This window comes from Methylobacterium sp. Leaf117 (assembly GCF_001422985.1).
GTDB lineage: Bacteria > Pseudomonadota > Alphaproteobacteria > Rhizobiales > Beijerinckiaceae > Methylobacterium.
In genome coordinates, this window is the sequence record NZ_LMNL01000034.1 from 893,273 (window position 1) to 910,090 (window position 16,818).

18 protein-coding genes are annotated in these 16,818 nt (G+C 67.9%); 7 read left to right on the plus strand and 11 right to left on the minus strand.

What is annotated here, in order from left to right; all coding sequences use genetic code 11:
- Positions 1–297 precede the first annotated feature (297 nt).
- The 5 genes from lptB to ASF57_RS18745 all read right to left on the minus strand — a co-directional run bounded on the left by lptB (position 298) and on the right by ASF57_RS18745 (position 4,138).
- Positions 298–1,098, minus strand: coding sequence for an LPS export ABC transporter ATP-binding protein (lptB, locus tag ASF57_RS18725; RefSeq protein WP_244477003.1), 801 nt, complete (start codon positions 1,096–1,098; stop codon positions 298–300).
- Positions 1,099–1,169: 71 nt separating this feature from the next.
- Positions 1,170–1,886 carry an LptA/OstA family protein gene (locus tag ASF57_RS18730; protein WP_056486215.1) on the minus strand — a complete coding sequence of 239 codons (717 nt, stop codon included), beginning with the start codon at positions 1,884–1,886 and terminating at the stop codon, positions 1,170–1,172.
- Positions 1,887–1,957: 71 nt separating this feature from the next.
- The gene (locus ASF57_RS18735; protein WP_056485834.1) at positions 1,958–2,731 is read right to left on the minus strand and encodes a hypothetical protein; all 774 of its coding nucleotides are present in this window, start codon (positions 2,729–2,731) and stop codon (positions 1,958–1,960) included.
- A gap of 219 nt (positions 2,732–2,950) precedes the next feature.
- Positions 2,951–3,577, minus strand: coding sequence for a ribonuclease H-like domain-containing protein (locus ASF57_RS18740; protein WP_056187846.1), 627 nt, complete (start codon positions 3,575–3,577; stop codon positions 2,951–2,953).
- 189 nt (positions 3,578–3,766) lie between these two features.
- Positions 3,767–4,138, minus strand: coding sequence for a helix-hairpin-helix domain-containing protein (locus tag ASF57_RS18745; RefSeq protein ID WP_056485840.1), 372 nt, complete (start codon positions 4,136–4,138; stop codon positions 3,767–3,769).
- A gap of 405 nt (positions 4,139–4,543) precedes the next feature.
- Here ASF57_RS18745 and rpmF point away from each other — a divergent pair, with 405 nt between their 5' ends.
- Positions 4,544–4,732: a 50S ribosomal protein L32 gene (gene rpmF, locus ASF57_RS18750; protein WP_056187853.1), complete on the plus strand. Its 189-nt coding sequence runs from the start codon at positions 4,544–4,546 to the stop codon at positions 4,730–4,732.
- Positions 4,733–5,287: 555 nt separating this feature from the next.
- Here the strand turns inward: rpmF and phaR are convergent.
- A complete protein-coding gene (phaR, locus tag ASF57_RS18760) occupies positions 5,288–5,935 on the minus strand; it encodes a polyhydroxyalkanoate synthesis repressor PhaR (protein WP_056485845.1) in 648 nt (215 codons plus the stop codon).
- A gap of 313 nt (positions 5,936–6,248) precedes the next feature.
- On the opposite strand from phaR, the gene ASF57_RS18765 reads away from it, so the two are divergent.
- On the plus strand, positions 6,249–7,430 hold the full coding sequence (locus ASF57_RS18765) for an acetyl-CoA C-acetyltransferase (protein ID WP_056187861.1): 1,182 nt from the start codon (positions 6,249–6,251) through the stop codon (positions 7,428–7,430).
- Between the two features lie 187 nt (positions 7,431–7,617).
- Positions 7,618–8,346: an acetoacetyl-CoA reductase gene (gene phbB, locus ASF57_RS18770; RefSeq protein WP_056485848.1), complete on the plus strand. Its 729-nt coding sequence runs from the start codon at positions 7,618–7,620 to the stop codon at positions 8,344–8,346.
- Positions 8,347–8,454: 108 nt separating this feature from the next.
- Here the strand turns inward: phbB and ASF57_RS18775 are convergent, their stop codons facing one another.
- The 4 genes from ASF57_RS18775 to ASF57_RS18790 form a co-directional block, all read right to left on the minus strand.
- Complete coding sequence (locus ASF57_RS18775; RefSeq protein ID WP_056485851.1) at positions 8,455–9,015, minus strand: c-type cytochrome, methanol metabolism-related; 561 nt, start codon at positions 9,013–9,015, stop codon at positions 8,455–8,457.
- Positions 9,016–9,094: 79 nt separating this feature from the next.
- On the minus strand, positions 9,095–9,595 hold the full coding sequence (locus ASF57_RS18780; protein ID WP_056486218.1) for a cupin domain-containing protein: 501 nt from the start codon (positions 9,593–9,595) through the stop codon (positions 9,095–9,097).
- A 22-nt stretch (positions 9,596–9,617) separates the two neighbouring features.
- Positions 9,618–10,412: a hypothetical protein gene (locus ASF57_RS18785; protein WP_156376220.1), complete on the minus strand. Its 795-nt coding sequence runs from the start codon at positions 10,410–10,412 to the stop codon at positions 9,618–9,620.
- A complete protein-coding gene (locus ASF57_RS18790; RefSeq protein WP_056485854.1) occupies positions 10,412–10,723 on the minus strand; it encodes a hypothetical protein in 312 nt (103 codons plus the stop codon). The genes ASF57_RS18785 and ASF57_RS18790 overlap by 1 nt, the downstream gene beginning before the upstream one ends.
- 336 nt (positions 10,724–11,059) lie before the next feature.
- On the opposite strand from ASF57_RS18790, the gene ASF57_RS18795 reads away from it, so the two are divergent.
- From ASF57_RS18795 to ASF57_RS18810, 4 genes are all read left to right on the plus strand, one after another.
- Positions 11,060–13,999 (plus strand): phosphoenolpyruvate carboxylase, encoded by a 2,940-nt coding sequence (locus ASF57_RS18795; protein WP_082504128.1) that lies wholly within the window; start codon positions 11,060–11,062, stop codon positions 13,997–13,999.
- 235 nt (positions 14,000–14,234) lie between these two features.
- A complete protein-coding gene (gene raiA, locus ASF57_RS18800; protein WP_056187877.1) occupies positions 14,235–14,849 on the plus strand; it encodes a ribosome-associated translation inhibitor RaiA in 615 nt (204 codons plus the stop codon).
- A gap of 118 nt (positions 14,850–14,967) precedes the next feature.
- Positions 14,968–15,435: a PTS IIA-like nitrogen regulatory protein PtsN gene (gene ptsN / locus ASF57_RS18805; protein ID WP_056187880.1), complete on the plus strand. Its 468-nt coding sequence runs from the start codon at positions 14,968–14,970 to the stop codon at positions 15,433–15,435.
- The gene (locus ASF57_RS18810) at positions 15,432–15,779 is read left to right on the plus strand and encodes a hypothetical protein (protein WP_244477004.1); all 348 of its coding nucleotides are present in this window, start codon (positions 15,432–15,434) and stop codon (positions 15,777–15,779) included. The genes ptsN and ASF57_RS18810 overlap by 4 nt, the downstream gene beginning before the upstream one ends.
- A gap of 102 nt (positions 15,780–15,881) precedes the next feature.
- Here ASF57_RS18810 and ASF57_RS18815 read toward each other — a convergent pair whose 3' ends face one another.
- Entirely contained in the window at positions 15,882–16,685 is an 804-nt protein-coding gene (locus ASF57_RS18815; protein ID WP_244477005.1) for a YdcF family protein, read from the minus strand.
- Positions 16,686–16,818: the final 133 nt, after the last annotated feature.

The following is a 16,818-nucleotide window of genomic DNA, read 5'->3' on the forward strand; positions in this document are numbered from 1 at the left end:
TTCGCAGTTCCCAGGTGTAGCGCCAACCCGAGCACACGTCAAAGCGTGCCGGGGAACATTTGCTCGCAAATTAGGCACGTCACCGAAACACCACAGGCGTCCGACGCTCAGGCGAGGGCTGAACCTCGCATTGTGCACGCTAACAAAAGCTTGTTGCGATAGGGAAAGTCGGCGTCGCGCCAGACCTGGGCCGAATTGGTCCCGCCACGCGATCGGGTGAAAAAATCTGCGGGAGATGCCGGCGGCGTCTTGTTCTGCCGGCCAATTGCGAAGGGCCCACCCGGAGCGAGGGCGTGCCTAGAGGCGAAAGTCTTCGCCGAGATAGAGGCGGCGCGCTTCGGGGTTAGCCACGATCTCTTCCGGCGTCCCCTCGGTCAGAATACGGCCGGAATGGGCAATGTAGGCCCGGTCGATCAACCCGAGGGTTTCGCGCACGTTATGGTCGGTGATCAGCACACCGATGCCGCGCTGCTTCAGGTGTTTTACCAGATCCTGGATATCGCCCACCGCAATGGGATCGATGCCCGCGAAAGGCTCGTCGAGAAGCATGAAGCTCGGTGAGGAGGCCAGCGCCCGCGCAATCTCGCAGCGCCGCCGCTCGCCCCCCGAGAGCGCGATTGACGGCGACTTGCGCAGGCGCGCGATGTCGAACTCCTCAAGCAGCGATTCGAGCTTGCGACCGCGCTCCTTGCGGTCGGGCTCGACCACTTCGAGCACGGCGCGGATATTGTCCTCCACCGTCAGGCCGCGGAAGATCGAAGCCTCCTGCGGCAGATAGCCGATGCCGAGGCGGGCGCGCTGATACATCGGCAGCCGGGTGATCGGCAGTCCATCGAGGGTGATCGTGCCGCGATCCGCCGTGACGAGACCGGTGATCATGTAGAAGATCGTGGTCTTGCCGGCGCCGTTGGGGCCAAGCAGGCCCACCGCCTCGCCGTTGCGGACGGTCAGGCCAGCCTCGTGCACGACGGTGCGGGCGCCATAGCTCTTGCGCAGCCCGCGCACGCAGAGGATGCCGGGGCCGCCCCCTTCCTCGGCAATGGCGGCGGCCTCCGCCGCACGGCGGCGTGCGCGTCCACCGAAGAGGCGACCGAACAAGGACGTCGGGCGCCGTGCGTCCGCGCCTTCAGAGGAGCGCTCCGCCAGGGCGGGCGCCGGTGCTGCGGCACTCAATTCGTCTGAGCCCGGGTCTTGCCGGCGGGCTTCTCGGCGGATGCTTCCGTGGGCTTGTCAGCGGAGGCTTTATCGGCAGACGGCCTATCAACCGGCGGCTTCGCGACGCGCCCGGCGATGGGAGCCTGCGAGCACCCTTTGCCTTTGGCGCCGTCCTCCTTCTGCGGAACCAGCAGCGCCGAGACGCGCCCGCCCGCCACAGGGTCCATGTTTGCCCGGCCGGTGGCCATGTCATAGACGAGGCGCGAACCCCGGGTGACGTTCTGGCACTGGCTCAGGATGACGTTTCCGGTGACCACGATGCGCTTGGCCTCCTGATCGAACACGGCGTTGTCGCCGGTGGCGATCTGGTCCTTCTGCACCACCGTGACCGGGCCGGCGCATTCCACGCGCTGGATGCCGTTCTCGTTCAGGCCGGCGGCGCGCTCGGCCTGGCTCGCGGTCTCGGCCGCAGCCTGTGCCGGCTCCTTCTTGTCCTTGCCGCGCTTGTAGCGCACCGTCATGCTGGAACAGCGGATGGTGCTGTCGCCCTGGACCGCCACGACGTTGCCGGCGAAGATCGCCTTGTTCTCGCGGTCGAACACGTCGAGACGGTCCGCGTCGATCTTGATCGGCTCCTTGCCGCCGCCCCCGAGACTGCCCAGGGGAGAGGCGGTCTTCTCCTTGCGGGGAGAAGCGGGCGCCGTTTGCGCCGAGGCGCTGCTCGCGAGCATGACGGTCACGACGGACAGGGCAAGGAGGCTTGCGCGCCGGGGCAGGGCGGCTCGGGTCGCCGCAGACTGCGTCACGGACGACGCCCCCCGTCTTCCGGCTCGGCCGACGTCGTGCGGACGCGCGCCGCCCGATCGTTCAGGCGCGCGACCTGCAACGCATCGCCGGAGGCTTCGGACTTGTCCTGCTGATGCAGGACCGTGTGCACGTTGCCGACGAAGGAGATCACGTGCCCGCTGTCGATCACCTCGAGGGAATCGGCCACGATGGTGCCGCTCGGCATCGAGACCGTGACCGTGTCACTCGACTTGACGCTGCCGGCCTTGAAGTCGACGGCGGCGGTCTTCAGACGAACTTCCTCGCCCTTGTCGGTCCAGAGGCGGATATCGCGATCGAGGTTCAGCGACTCGCGCGACGAATCGAACACGCCGGCGGCGGCTTCGAGGTGGAGGAGGCCCCCCTTGTCGTCGGTGTTGAGCTGGCCCTTCATCGCCTGAAGCTCGATCACGCTGGGCTTGCGCACATCCTGAAAGGCGGCGGTGGCAGTCACCTCGTAGCCCCGGTCACCCTTGCGGAAGCCCGACAGCCGGGGGTTCTCCATCTTCACCTTGCTGCCCGACAGGCTGACCTGACCCATCGACACGTCCGGCAGGCTGGAACCGAACGGATTGAACAGGGTGACGACCGCGAGCGCCAGAACGGCGGTTCCAGCGGCCAGGGGGATGATTCGGCGCAGGGCGAGCACATGGCTGCTGTGGCTGCGCGCACGCGCATGGGCGCGAGTCCGGCGCGCATCCGCGCGACCCTCGTTCGTCCGCCCCGTCTCGATCGCCGCGCCCACCTGCATGACATTCCCAACATCGTGCCCCGGCGGCGTCGGCACTCGCGAGGGGCGCGCCGCGGCTGGGTCGGCCGCCGGATGCCCGGGGGCGGTGGCGAAGTTATGACGGGAAGCTTGCCAAAGCATCAAGCCTCCGGCCGATCGATCGACGGAATGAAGCCGGGTGCCACCGCGAAGATGTGCGGCGACGCACGACCACCGTCACACGGGCACTCAGACAGGCATTCAGGTATGCGCGAAGATGTCGGCCTCGGCCCAGCCGGCCAGATCGAGGCGAGCACGGGTCGGCAGGAAGTCGAAGCAGCTTCTGGCGATCTCAGTGCGCCCCTCCCGCTCCAGCATCGCGTCGAGGCGCGACCGTGCGGCGTGCAGGTAGAGCACGTCGGACGCGGCATAATCCACTTGGGCCTGGCTGAGGGTGTCTGCCCCCCAATCGGAGGATTGCTGCTGCTTGGAGAGATCAACGCCCACGAGTTCCCGGACGACGTCCTTCAGCCCGTGTCGGTCGGTGTAGGTGCGGGCCAGCTTCGAGGCGACCTTGGTGCAGTAGACCGGCGCGGGCATGACCCCGAGACCATGGAACAGCACGGCGAGATCGAAGCGTGCGAAATGGAAGATCTTCAGGGTGGCGGGATCGGCGAGGACGCGCAGGAGCGTCTCGGCCGCCGGGCCTCCGGGAATGATCTGGACCACATCGGCGGTGCCATCGCCGCGCGAGATCTGAACCACGCACAGCCGGTCGCGATGCGGGTTGAGGCCCAGTGTTTCGGTGTCGATGGCGATGGCCGGGCCGGCGACGTAATCGGCTGGCAGGTCGCCGCGATGCAGACGGATGGCGGGATGCGGCGGCATGGCGGACGGGCTTCTGCGCTGGAATCTGTGACGGGCCAAGAACGGCGTTTTCGAGCGGTGTTTTTGCGTGTGATCTCCGGCGCCTACCACTCGCTCCCGCCCCCGACAAGGGAGGCCCACAGGGGTGAGGCAGACAAACAATCCAGGATGGGCACGCGGCGCGCGACACGAGGCGCGCCGCGCCGGCCGCTACTTCTGTTTGGCGATGACCTTGTCCTTGATGCCGTCATAGGCGTTCTGCGGGATGATCTTCTTGGACAGCAACTCATCCTTGCCGCGATAGGGACGGCCCTTGATGATGGCGGCGGAACGGGCCGCACCGATGCCCGGCAAGGCGTCGAGTTCGGCGGCGGTGGCGCTGTTGATGTCGATCAGGGCGGCCTTGTGCGCGGCAGCGGGGCTCTCGACCGTAGGCGCCTTCGGAGGGGTGGGCGCGGTCGGCGCCATCGTTTTTGGCGAGGGCGAGGGCGAGGTCATGGTCGGGCTCGGCGTTTGGGCCAGAGCAGGGCCGGCGGCCAAGCACGTCAGCAGAGCGAGGGTACGTAGCAGGGATGAGGACATGGACGTCTCCCGAAAGCATCGCTCTCCGCGCGATGCGGCAGCGACCCTGCTTCCGGAATAGAAGTCCCAAGTTGAACCGCAGCTTAAAGTCCTCGCGCGCGTTCAGGCTCGGATCGAACTCGGATCGAAGGGGCGACCGGGCAGAAATCCCGACCGGGTCAGGCTGTATAGCGGCTTGTCTTGGCGAACGCTTGAGAGCTTCACCGTGCGGATGTCGGTCAGGAGGTTCGGCACGCGCGGCCGCCGTCGAACCGGGGCCGGTCTCTTGCGCCGGACCGCTCTAGCCAGAAGCGGCGTCTGGCGTTATAGAGCCGCCAGCGAATCTCCGTTTGACCACGGTGCCGAGGCGGCCTTCCCCAGGAAGTCGCGCCAGCGGTGCCTTTTTTGCCGTACAGGACTCTTCCGATGGCCGTTCCGAAGCGAAAGACCTCCCCCTCGCGTCGCGGCATGCGCCGCTCCGCCGATGCCCTCAAGGCCCCGACCTACGTTACCGACAAGGATTCGGGCGAGCTGCGCCGTCCCCATCACATCGATCTGAAGACGGGCATGTACCGGGGCCGTCAGGTCCTCAAAGTGAAGTCCGCAGAGGCCTGAGCTTCGCGGGACGCCTGACGGGCGCCCGACGGACGGCGATCGATTCCGACGCTTAAAAGCCGAGACCCCTATCAGCGGGTCCGGCTTTTTTCGTTGCGCGGGCCACCTTCGGCCGTGTGCCCGATTCGGGAGAACCTGTCAGGCGCGGCGTGCCGCCTCGGCGTAACGGGCTGCGGCCGAGCGCGTGCGCTCGATGCGGGAAGGCCGCAGGGTCGGCTCCGTGCTCACGATCAACTGAGCGAGGAACCCTGCCATGGGGCGGGCAGGGATGGGACCCAGGCTCAAAGGGGCCGAATCGTCACGGCCGGCAATCACGACGAGATCCCGGCGCGTAAGCGTTCCGCCGTCGGGGGGCGACTCTGATTCGGGGCGCTCCATGGCATCCATTCCCCGCGCCCGCGCGGCGCCTGGGAACAGAAATGGTCGACGTTAAGGGTTCGTCAACCTTCCGTCCGGCCGAAGCGGCGCGGAAGACTACGTGCCACTGCCGACACGGGAATCGGGAATTCGCGAAACCAGGCGTGATGGCAGGCGTGGAGGGCGTCTCCGGCGCGCCTACTTCTTGGCCAAATCCTCGAGGCGCGACTGCATCTCCGCCATTTGGCGCTTGAGGTCGTCGAGATCCGTGCCGGCTCCGGCCTGCGAAATCGTGCTCGAGGACGTCGTGCTCGGAACCGGGACGTTCGCGCCGGACTTACCGGCCGAAGAGGGGTGCGTTCCCATGCCCGAGAGCGGGCCGGTGCCGAAGGCGGTGAACATCTTCATGGCATCGCCGAAGAAGCTCATGTTGGCGCGGACCTGCTCTTCCATCGCGCTCTGGAAGGCCGTCGGCGCGAAGCTTTGGGTCATCTTCTCGCGAAGGCCCTCCTGGTCGCGAGCGAAGTTCGCCATCGAGAATTCGAGGAAGCTCGGCACCATGGTGCGCATGCTGTCGCCGTAGAAGCGGATGAGCTGGCGCAGGAAGGCGACCGGCAACAGATTGTCGTCCCCGGCCTTGTTCTCCTGCTCGAAGATGATCTGCGTCAGCACCGAACGCGTGATGTCGTCGCCGGAGCGCGCGTCGTAGACGAGAAAATCCTCGCCGTTCTGGACCATCGTCGCCAGGTCTTCGAGGGTGACGTAGGTGGACGTCCCGGTATGATAGAGGCGCCGGTTGGCGTATTTCTTGATGACGGTGTGATTGGACTTGCCGTTATCCGCCATCTCTGGGCGCCTCTCCCAACACGTTCGTGCCCACACGCGATCTTGACGAAGCGGCTGGGACCAGTGCCCGATCTCGCGGCGCACAAGTTCATCTTAAGGCGTTCGCGTGCCGACGAAAACAGCAATTTATCGCTCATCCCGCGGAATACCACGCATCGACGTGTTCGCTGTTACGGTAGGCCCCTGAAACAACTCCTGGATGCCTTGACTTCGCGAGGTCGACGGCTTTCATCCGAGGGAACGGCACAAAGGCGCCCACGCTCAACCCAGGAGCGTCAAGGGAGCGCCTGGCCGGGATGAGGAGAACGTCACCATGGCAGCAGAAGATATCGTCATCGTCGGCGCGGCACGCACCGCCGTCGGTTCGTTCGGCGGGGCGTTCAACACCGTGCCGGCACATGACCTCGGCGCCGTGGCGATCAAGGCCGCCCTCGAGCGCGCCGGCGTGCCGGCCGACGACGTGGACGAAGTGATCTTCGGCCAGGTGCTCACCGCCGGTGCCGGACAGAACCCGGCCCGTCAGGCGGCCATCAAGGCCGGCATCCCCGAGAAGGCTACCGCCTGGGGCGTCAATCAGGTCTGCGGTTCGGGCCTGCGCACGGTCGCCATCGGCATGCAGCAGATCGCCAACGGCGACGCCACCGTGATCGTGGCCGGCGGTCAGGAATCGATGTCGCTCTCGCCCCACGCGCAGTACCTGCGCGGCGGTCAGAAGATGGGCGACGTCAAGCTCATCGACACGATGATCAAGGACGGCCTCTGGGACGCCTTCAACGGCTACCACATGGGCCAGACCGCCGAGAACGTGGCCCAGGCCTTCCAGCTCACCCGCGAGCAGCAGGACCAGTTCGCCACCGCCTCGCAGAACAAGGCCGAAGCCGCCCGCAAGGAGGGCCGCTTCAAGGAGGAGATCGTTCCCGTGACGGTGCCGGGCCGCAAGGGCGACGTCATCGTCGACACCGACGAGTACATCCGCGACGGCGCCACCCTGGAGGCCATGGCCAAGCTCAAGCCGGCCTTCACCAAGGACGGGACCGTCACCGCCGCCAACGCCTCCGGCCTCAATGACGGCGCCGCCGCCATCGTGCTGATGTCGGCAGCGGAAGCCGAGCGCCGGGGCATCAAGCCGCTGGCCCGCATCGTCTCCTGGGCCACCGCCGGCGTCGACCCCAAGGTGATGGGCACCGGCCCGATCCCGGCCTCGCGCAAGGCTCTGGACAAGGCTGGCTGGAAGCCCTCCGACCTCGACCTGATCGAGGCCAACGAGGCGTTCGCCGCCCAGGCGCTCGCGGTGAACAAGGACATGGGCTGGGACACCGACAAGGTGAACGTCAATGGCGGCGCCATCGCCATCGGCCATCCGATCGGCGCATCCGGTGCCCGCGTCCTCGTCACCCTTCTGCACGAGCTGAAGCGCCGCGATGCCAAGAAGGGCCTCGCCACCCTCTGCATCGGCGGCGGCATGGGCGTCGCCATGTGCATCGAGCGCGTTTGAATCGATCTCCTGCGGCGGTGGTCCGGAGCGGGTGATCCAGTTTTCTTGACACCGCCGCAAATTTAAATCGGTCGCGCGACGGCCGGAACGCCAGCTAAAGCCGCGCTCGACCCACTTCGATCGTCACGCCCCGGTCGCAGGACGTTCGGTTTCGACCCAAAAAATCTTAAAATCTCTGGAGGAAATCATGGCTCAGGAACGCGTTGCACTCGTCACGGGCGGCACGCGCGGCATCGGCGCCGCCATTTCGCAGGGCCTGAAGGCAAAGGGCTACAAGGTTGCGGCCAATTACGGCGGCAACGACGAGGCCGCCAACGCCTTCAAGGCCGAGACCGGAATCCCGGTGTTCAAGTTCGATGTGGGTGATGCCGCCGCCTGTGAGGCGGGCATCAAGGCGGTCGAGGCCGAGGTCGGCCCGATCGACATCCTCGTGAACAACGCCGGCATCACCCGGGACGGTGCCTTCCACAAGATGACTTTCGACAAGTGGCAGGCGGTCATCAAGACCAACCTCGACTCGATGTTCACCTGCACGCGGCCCGTCATCGAGGGCATGCGCGCCCGCAACTTCGGCCGCATCATTCTGATCTCGTCGATCAACGGCCAGAAGGGCCAGGCCGGCCAGACCAACTACTCCGCCGCCAAGGCCGGTGTGATCGGCTTCGCCAAGGCGCTGGCCCAGGAGAGTGCCTCGAAGGGCATCACCGTCAACGTGATCGCACCGGGCTATATCGCCACCGACATGGTGATGGCGGTGCCGGAGGACATCCGCAACAAGATCATCGCGACGATCCCGGTCGGCCGCCTCGGCGAGGCCGAGGAGATCGCCCGCGCGGTGGAATATCTCGCGGCCGAGGATTCGGGTTTCATCACCGGCTCGACCCTGACGATCAACGGCGCCCAGTACATCGCCTGATCTCGAAACACAGCGAGGGCGGCCCGCGTCGCCCCCGCTGCGGCGGGAAGGGTTCCTGTGGGTCGACGCAGCTCAATCCCGAGACGCGCCCCGATCCATGGACACGCCTCAGCCCATGCAGGCGTCCTCGCGCTTCCTGAATGATTCGGATTTCGGTTCGTGCTCGGCAGGACGGCCGCGACCGATGACGCCGTCCGCCCGTGCCCGCAGGTAGACGTAGATGTCGTCGATGTAGCACATCACGTTCCGGTTATCCCCGAAGGCCGGCATCACCAGTTGCTGCGCAGAATTGACGTCCTTCTTGCCACCCGCGACGATGCCCACGAAGGTCGCGTAATCGTCGCGCTTCAGGGCCTCGACCAGGGATGGTGCATAGGTCGAACCTGCGCCGTCGGGACCGTGGCAGACGATGCAATTCGCATTGTATCGCACGTAACCGGACATGGCCGGCCAATCGACCATCTTGCCACCCTCGGTGACGTGGTAGGTCGGCGTGCCGTCCTTGTCCGTATAGCTCCCGTCGTCAACCTTGGCCGGCTGAGTCGGACCCTCGCTCTTCACGGACGAAGGGGCGGCGGACGGCGTCGGGTCTGCCCACGCGCCCGTGGTCCCGAGCAGAAGCAGGGCCGACGCGAGCGACGCGGCGACAGGGGGAGCGGGGCGACGCATCGGGAGATTCCTGGGTTGCAACCGGAGCCCTGAAAGCGCCTTATAACGCGCCCTGGCAAGGGCCATCGGCACAAAATTGCTACTTCTCGTTGAGGAAGTCGCGAGTGGCTCCAAGTCGAGGCGTTGGACGCCAATCCGGCGGCGCCATCTCGAAGCCGGCGAAGTCGAAGGCCGGGGAGACCGTGCAACCGACCAGCGTCCAGGCACCCAGACTGGTGGCGGTCTGCCAATGGCCCGCCGGAACCACGATCTGCGGCTGCTGGCCTCGGGCGAGGTCCGGACCGAGATAGGCCGCCGCCGCATCGTGCCCGTTGGGGCTGACCGTGAGCACGAGCGGAGCGCCCGCGTGCCAGTGCCAGATCTCGGCCGCGTCCACCCGATGCCACTCGGACACCTCACCGAGATCCAGAAGGTAGTAGATCGCGCTGCCGACCGAGCGCCCCTCGATCGTCCGGGGATCGCGAAACGTCTCACGATAGTGGCCACCCTCCGGATGCGGAGCGAGCCCGAGGCGCGCGATCACTTCGGCGGCGGTCGGCCCCTGTCCGTTTCCGCCTTGTCCCCGTATCCCCGCACCCATCGGCATCGTCCTGAACACAGCCTCACTCGATGGCTCCCTGCGGCAGGCTGAGGCCGGGGGGCGCCTTGGCGCCGGCATTGCCGCCGGCATCCCTGGCCACCTTGGGCCGGGGCTTCTTCGCGGGTTTGCCGGCCCCGTCCTTCGTCGCGACGGGTGGGCTTTTCACGGCGGGCGCCGTGCCGCATTCGCGGAAACCGAGTTGCGCCAGGCTCTGGCCGGCCTCGGAGACGATATTCAGCGTATCCGGCAGCGGTACCGGCGTGGCGTCCCATTGGACCGGGGCACCCAGCAGCGCGCCCAGAGCCACCGGGCTTCCGCCCCGCCGCAGGGCGAACAGGTCGGGGCCATAGGCCGTGGCGGCCTTGCCGGCGATGACCACCTCGAGCACCCGCGTTGACTCGGGCGTGAGCGGACGCAGCGGGTTCTCGACCACGATGGTCCCCGTCCGGGTGACCCAGACGGCGAAGTCCTTCGGCCCTTCGTAGAGGGCCGCCTTGGTTTCGCACAGCACGGTCAGGCCGGGAAGATTGGCCGCCGGCGTCGGCACAGCACTCGAAGCCGAAGCCGGTTCCCGAGTCGGCTCCTGAGCGGGCGGCGCGGCCGGAACGACTTCGGCGGCCGGTTTGGGCACCGGTTTCGCAGCCGGCTTGCGAGGCGGGGACCGCTTCTTCGGCGCCGCCGCCGGCGGTGCCTCGGTTTCGGGCGCCCCGTTCGGTTCCTGTGCGCGCGTCGGTCCCGCCGTCAGCACGACGGCCACCGTCAGCAGGACGGCCGCCGGCGGAAGGACCGCCCAACGGCGCGTGCGGAAGCACACCATCAGCGAAGCTCGCGATCTCGAAGAGAAGTCTGGGGCGACGGCAATGGTCCTGGTGAATCGGGGGCCAGCGTCGGAGGGGAGGGCGTCTTCACGGCCTCGACCTCGAGGATGGTCGCGGTGCGATCGATGGGACTGGCGCGCGGCGGCTCCAGGGCGCGGATCAGCAGGTCCGCGCCATCCGCTTCGTCCAGCAGATCTTCCTCCCGCGCCATGCGCAGTTCGGGCCGGCGCGCGCGCGCCAGCTGCGCGGCCACGAGGCACCCGGAGAACAGCAGGGCGGCCAGGGCCCCCAGGATCAGGAGTGTTTCCATACCGGGTCCAGCGTTAGCCCAGGACGCGACGCGTTGCACCCTTCCGGAGCCCGCTCTTGTTCCGGAGACCCCGCGACAGCCAAGCTCGCACGCACGATCGGCTTGCCCCGGAACAGTCCTTGCGTCGCCCGCACTGATGTCAGAAAGCAGTGCCTCCCGTCCGGCCCCGCGCGCCCAGATCGGTGCCCGCAGGCACCCAGTGTTCGAGGGCGGCAACCGGGTTCGCGGCTTCCGTCGACCTGTCGACGTGGCCGTGGATCCCTCGACGTTCCGACGCTCGCGTTGTCCCAGTGCCGTATGACGCTCTCGCCCGCCCCCGAACCGCAAGGTCGATCGATGCGCCCGCATGACCTCCATCCGGCCGATGCCGCCACCGAATCCGGCCTCGCATCGCGGCGGGGCGAAGGCCTGGAACAGGATCTTCCTCTGGAGCAGGAGCTTTTGAGGCTGATCGAGGAATCGCGCGAGCAGGCGGCGGAGGATCCGTTCCGCAACCCCGTGCTCGCCGTGACGCTGGCGATCACCCGCCGCTTCGATCGGGGCGAGATCGGCGAGGACGATCTCGACGCGTTGTTCCCGCTGCTGCGGGCGCAATCCCTGGCGTCCCGGGCCGAGCGTCTGCGCGCCTATGTCGGCCTCGACCGGGATGCCACCGCCGCATCCGACACCCGCATGGCCGCCCGTCTCGTGGCGGCGGTGCCGCAGCGGCAGGGAGATTTCGAGAGCTTCCGGGATCTCGTCGGACGCACCGGCTTCGCCGTGGTGTTCACCGCCCATCCGACCTTCGGCATGCCACGCGCCGTCGCGGCCCTGATCGCCCAGGCCGCCAGCGAGGTCGAGGGACCGGCCCGCGCGGCGCTGGTGGCGCGTGCGGCAGACCACTCCACCCGGCCCGATCCCAAGATCAGCCTCGACGACGAGTTCGAGCAGGCCTGCGTCGCGGCCAACCACGGACGCACCGCCCTCGACGGCTTCAACGCTGCCCTGCTGGACGCGGCCCGCGCGCGCTGGCCCGACCGCTGGACCGAACTGGTCCCGAAACCCTTCGCCATCGCGAGCTGGGTCGGCTGCGACACGGACGGGCGCACCGATATCGGCTGGTGGGATACGGTGCGCTACCGCCTCGAATCGAAGCGGATGCAGCTCGACAGGGTGATGCGCGACCTGCCCCAGGTTCCCGCGACCCGGGTGGTGCGCGACCTGACGGGCGGCGCGCTCGCCGCCGTGAACCGCCAGCTCGCGGTGGCGCCGCGCCTCGGCACGAAGCCGTCCCTCGAGGCGGTCCACCGCTTCGCCCTCGCGCTGATCATCGAGCGTGAGCGGGCACAGACCGATTCCGGCGCCATCCTGGCCGGACTGGCTGGAGCCATCGGCGGCCTCGACTCCGACGCCGACAAGCGCAGCGTCGCCCTCCTGCGCTCCGGCATCGCCACCCATGGGCTCTCGAACGCCCTGCCGCATTTCCGGCTCAATGCCAGCCAGATCCACAACGCGGTGCGCCGCGTGACCGACCTCGAGGGCGAGCCGACAGACGCGGCGCAGCGCCGTTCACATCTCGCCAGCATCCACGCGCTCCTCAACGACGTACAGGCGGTGGACGTGGATTTCGGGGCGCTGGCCGCCGAGCGCGCCTCGGCCGCCCGCCTGATGATGACGATCACCCAGATCCTCAAGCACGTGGACGGCTCGCATCCCGTGCGTTTCCTCATCGCCGAGACCGAGACGGGCTACACCCTCCTGGCCGCCCTCTGGCTCGCGCGGCACTACGGCATCGCCGACAAGGTCGAGATCACGCCGCTGTTCGAGACGGCCAGTGCCCTGGAACAGGGCGTCCGCGTTCTCGACGATGCCCTGCGCAACCCGCACTGGCGCCAGTACCTCAAGCGTATCGGGCGCCTTACCGTCCAGTTCGGCTACTCGGATTCCGGGCGCTATGTCGGCCAGCTCGCCGCCAGCTTCTGGATCGAGCGCCTGCGCCTGCGCATCACCGAATTGATGGTTCAGAACGACCTCACCGGGGTCGAACTCGCGATCTTCGACACCCATGGCGAATCGATCGGCCGAGGCGCTCACCCGACCTCCCTGCGCGATCGCCTCGCCTATCTGGCCCCCGAGGATGCGCGCCGGCGCAACCGGAACGCGAGCATCCGGGTGCGCCTCGAATCGAGCTTCCAGGGCTCGGACGGCTACCTGATGTTCGGCACCCTGCCGTTGGCCCAGGCGACGGTCGAGCGCATTGCCGAGCACGTCTTCGCCTTCGATGTCGCCGACGACGACAGCTTCGCCGACTACGTCCTGTCCGACCCGGCGAGCGGGGCGGACGAGACCGACGACCCGATCTACGCCGAGCCGGATTTCGCCGCCGAGTTCTTCACCGTGGTGCGCCAGGACATGGAGGCGCTGGTGGACGATGCGGGCTACGCCGCCCTGCTCGGCACCTTCGGCCCGAGCCTCCTCGACCGCACCGGTTCGCGGCCCGTCGCCCGCCAGACCGATGGCGGCGGCCCGACCATGATCACCCACCCGCGTCAGATGCGGGCGATCCCCAACAACGCGATCCTGCAGCAACTCGGCTTCCTGGCCAATTCGCTGCACGGGGTCGGCCGTGCGGCCGGTCGGACGCCGGACCTGTTCCGCGACATGCGGCGGGATTCCGTGCGCTTCTCCCGGGCCTTCCGCATGGTCCAGCACGCCGCCAGCGTTTCCGATCTCGATGTGCTGCGCGCCTATATCGACACCCTCGATCCGGCGGTGTGGCTGGAGCGTGCCCGGCGTACGCAGCGCGACGGACGGCGCGAGGAACTCGTCGTCATCGCCAACGCCCTCGACCGTCTGCGTCTGGCGCCCGACCTGCGCCACCTGTTCGGCCAACTCACCTGCGACTGGCTCAGCCTGCAGGTCGCGGCTCCCGACCTCGGGCGGATGTCGGCCCGCCTGACCCTGCTGCATGCGATCCGGCTCGCGCTGATCCACCGGATCTGGTTCCTGGCGGTGCATATCCCCGGCTTCCGCCCCCAATCGGGGATCAGCCGCGAGGCCCTGATCGAGCGCTTCCTGCGCCTCGATATCGATGGCTGCCTGACGCTGCTCGAGGACATCTTCCCGATCACACCGGACCCGACGCTGGGCCTCAATTTCGGCGAGCCTGCCGGCCCGCGCGACGTCGGAACCTACGAGACCGAGCACAGGACGCTGTTCGAGCCGATCCGGCGCAGCTTCCAGCGGGTGCGGGAGATCTCGGGCATGATCCAGCACGAGGTCGGGGCCTTCGGATAGGGCGCGGCCTCCGCAACCAGCCACGCCTGCACGCGGGGTGGGAGCCGACCCGGCTTGCTGCCCCGTTCCAACCCGTCTCCCGAGGACGCGCATCCCGAAGCCGAGGCGCCTCGATGACGGATCGACCGCCGACGATCGATCCGGGGCCGGCCCCGCGTTGACTTCTCCAGGCGAGGCTCCTTAACTCATGAGGCTCCTCAACCAGAGCGCGTCCACAACGAAAATCGGAGGGATCATGGGGGCATTGCGCGTGACGGGCCACGGCCTGGACCTTGGCGAAGCCCTGCGGGGGCGTGTCGAGGAGCGAATGGCTGCCACACTCGCGAAATACCTCGACAGCCATATGAGCGAGACCTGTTCGGGGCACGTCACCCTTCGGCGGGATGGGACCTCCTACCGCACCGACTGCGTGCTCCACCTCGTCTCGGGCCTGACCCTGGAAGCGTCCGGCGCGGCGCATGACGCCCATGCCAGCTTCGATCAGACGGCCGATCGGCTCGAGAAGCGTCTGCGTCGCTACAAGCACAAGCTCAAGGATCACGGCGCGGCCGCCCATGACGGTGCGACAGTGCAGGCGGCCTATGCGGTTTTCGCCGCACCCAGCGAGGCCGATGCGGTCGATCTCGACGAGGACGACCTGACGGATGGCGAGGCGGCACACCCGCCCGTGGTCGCCGAGAGCACCAAGACCCTGAAGCGCCACTCGGTAAGCGAGGCGGTCACTGCCCTCGACCTCACGGGCGCTCCGGTCATCGTGTTCGTTCACGCTGGCACCGGACGCATCAACGTCGTATACCGCCGCACTGACGGGGCTATCGGCTGGGTCGATCCGGCCGAGGCGGCGTCGTAGGCGCGGGGCGGGAACAGAGCCCGAACCCGCTCGATTGAGTCTCAGGGCCGCCCGGGCGGCCCGACCTTTCATGGAGTGGCGGCCGGGTCGGCTGCCGCCGACGGGGCGACGGTCCTTCATGCCAGTACTGGAATTCCTGTCTCCGGATTCCGTGGTGCCGTCCCTGCGTGTCCGCGCCAAGAAGTCGATGCTGCAGGAGCTGAGCGCCCATGCGGTGCGTCAGCTTCCGGCTTTGGACGAGCGGGAGGTGTTCGAGACCCTGCTGCAGCGTGAGCGCCTCGGCTCCACCGGTATCGGCGACGGCGTCGCCATCCCGCACGGCAAGCTTCCTGGCCTCGACCGCTTGTTCGGTCTCGTCGCCCGCCTCGAGAAGCCGGTGGATTTCGATGCTCTCGACGGTCAGCCCGTCGATATCGCCTTCCTGCTCCTGGCTCCCGAGGGGGCTGGCGCCGATCATCTCAAGGCTCTGGCGCAGGTCGCCCGGCTGCTGCGCGAACCCGGAATCCTGGAGCGCATCCGTGCCGCCCGGGATGCCAGCGCGCTCTACGCCCTCCTGACCCACACCTCGACCTCGCAGGCCGCATGAACATGCGCCTCGTACCGGGCTTCGTTTCCCTGGCCGTCGTTCTCGGACTCGCGGCCGGTCCCGTCGCCGCGGAGCCGCGCGGCGCGACCGACACCGCGTGTGCCCGTGACGTTCTCGTGGCGAGCTCGATGCAGCGCCAGGCGATCGACCAGCTCGAGCAGGCCGGCAGCGAGGCCGCCGACCAGTGTCGCGTCTGGCGCCGGCACGTGGAGACCATGCGCCGGGTGGCGAGCGTCTACGGCCGCTGTCTCTCGGGGGCCGAGCGTACGGAACGCCTCGCCCAGGTCCAGACCTCGGAGAAGGAGTTTTCGGGTCTGATCCGCAGCCAGTGCAAGGGACTGTGAAGGCCGGGACTGTAAAGGCTGAGACTGTGAAGGCTGGGACTGTGAAGGCCGGGACTGCCGCGTCCAGCCTCGCATTCGTCTTCCGACCGGGCTTCCGCCGGCCTATTGCTGCCCGCGCAGCAACAGGGGCTCCGCGACCATCTTGATCGGCTTGCCGCGCCCGATGAGGATGGCGGCCCGCGAGCGCTCAGGATCATGCTCGAAGCGGGTCCGAACCCAGGCCACGAGGAACTTCAGGTACTCCGAGGCCAGGAGCTTGGCCGAGGAGGGATGCGACCACCAGCGGTCGGGCTCAAAGCCTTCCGCGATCACCGGATAGGGTACGACGCGGTCGGCACCCATGAGCGCATGGTCGAGTTCCACCATGGTGCGGGGCATGTGGTAGTTCGAGGTCACCACCGTGACGGTGCTGAAGCGGTGCTGGCGCATCCAGCGCCGGGTCTCGATCGCGTTGCCGATGGTGTTGCGCGCCCGATAGTCGAGGTCGACGCAGCACTCGATCCAGTGGCGCTGGCTTGGGTTGAGCCGGGCGATCTCGTCGCGGCTCGTGCGCTCGTTGACGCCGGTGATGAGGAGGCGCCGCCCGTAGCCGTTGGCCAGAAGGTCGATGGCGTCACCGATGCGCTGAGCGCCGCCCGTCAGGGCCACGATGCCGTCGGCCCGTCCCTCCGGTACGCGCTCGTCGCGCTCCAGACAGGCCACGAAGGCCAGAAAGCCGCAGAACAGGGCCACTCCGCCCAGGCTGGCGGTGCCCAGGGCGGCCTTGGCGGTCCGGCTGAATCCAGCGTGCGCAGGCGCGCCGGCTTCCGGGAGCCGAGGCGGCGTCCGCCCCGGCGCGCGGGATGCGACGTCGGTCCAGGCCCATCCGAAAGCCTCGGGGGGCTTCATGGTGCCGCTGGCTGACATCCGCCTCGTCATGCCCCATAGGTAGCCCCGATTGGGGCGTTCACGAGGCAAGCATCTCCGCCTGGAAAGGTTCACGAAGGGTTAACGGGATCGGGCGGGCATGAGACAGCCAGGCGCCCGCTGTTTGCGAATG

Bases quoted from the DNA above. Each gene is read 5' to 3' on its own strand.
- rpmF (WP_056187853.1), top strand. From the start codon at position 4,544: ATGGCCGTTCCGAAGCGAAAGACCTCCCCCTCGCGTCGCGGCATGCGC.
- ASF57_RS18740 (WP_056187846.1), bottom strand. From the start codon at position 3,577: ATGCCGCCGCATCCCGCCATCCGTCTGCATCGCGGCGACCTGCCAGCC.
- ASF57_RS18745 (WP_056485840.1), bottom strand. From the start codon at position 4,138: ATGTCCTCATCCCTGCTACGTACCCTCGCTCTGCTGACGTGCTTGGCC.
- raiA (WP_056187877.1), top strand. From the start codon at position 14,235: ATGGGGGCATTGCGCGTGACGGGCCACGGCCTGGACCTTGGCGAAGCC.
- ASF57_RS18775 (WP_056485851.1), bottom strand. From the start codon at position 9,015: ATGCGTCGCCCCGCTCCCCCTGTCGCCGCGTCGCTCGCGTCGGCCCTG.
- ASF57_RS18810 (WP_244477004.1), top strand. From the start codon at position 15,432: ATGAACATGCGCCTCGTACCGGGCTTCGTTTCCCTGGCCGTCGTTCTC.
- ASF57_RS18815 (WP_244477005.1), bottom strand. From the start codon at position 16,685: ATGTCAGCCAGCGGCACCATGAAGCCCCCCGAGGCTTTCGGATGGGCC.
- ASF57_RS18795 (WP_082504128.1), top strand. From the start codon at position 11,060: ATGCGCCCGCATGACCTCCATCCGGCCGATGCCGCCACCGAATCCGGC.
- ASF57_RS18730 (WP_056486215.1), bottom strand. From the start codon at position 1,886: ATGCTCGCGAGCAGCGCCTCGGCGCAAACGGCGCCCGCTTCTCCCCGC.
- ptsN (WP_056187880.1), top strand. From the start codon at position 14,968: ATGCCAGTACTGGAATTCCTGTCTCCGGATTCCGTGGTGCCGTCCCTG.
- ASF57_RS18790 (WP_056485854.1), bottom strand. From the start codon at position 10,723: ATGGAAACACTCCTGATCCTGGGGGCCCTGGCCGCCCTGCTGTTCTCC.
- ASF57_RS18765 (WP_056187861.1), top strand. From the start codon at position 6,249: ATGGCAGCAGAAGATATCGTCATCGTCGGCGCGGCACGCACCGCCGTC.
- ASF57_RS18780 (WP_056486218.1), bottom strand. From the start codon at position 9,595: ATGGGTGCGGGGATACGGGGACAAGGCGGAAACGGACAGGGGCCGACC.
- phbB (WP_056485848.1), top strand. From the start codon at position 7,618: ATGGCTCAGGAACGCGTTGCACTCGTCACGGGCGGCACGCGCGGCATC.
- phaR (WP_056485845.1), bottom strand. From the start codon at position 5,935: ATGGCGGATAACGGCAAGTCCAATCACACCGTCATCAAGAAATACGCC.
- ASF57_RS18785 (WP_156376220.1), bottom strand. From the start codon at position 10,412: ATGGTGTGCTTCCGCACGCGCCGTTGGGCGGTCCTTCCGCCGGCGGCC.
- ASF57_RS18735 (WP_056485834.1), bottom strand. From the start codon at position 2,731: ATGCAGGTGGGCGCGGCGATCGAGACGGGGCGGACGAACGAGGGTCGC.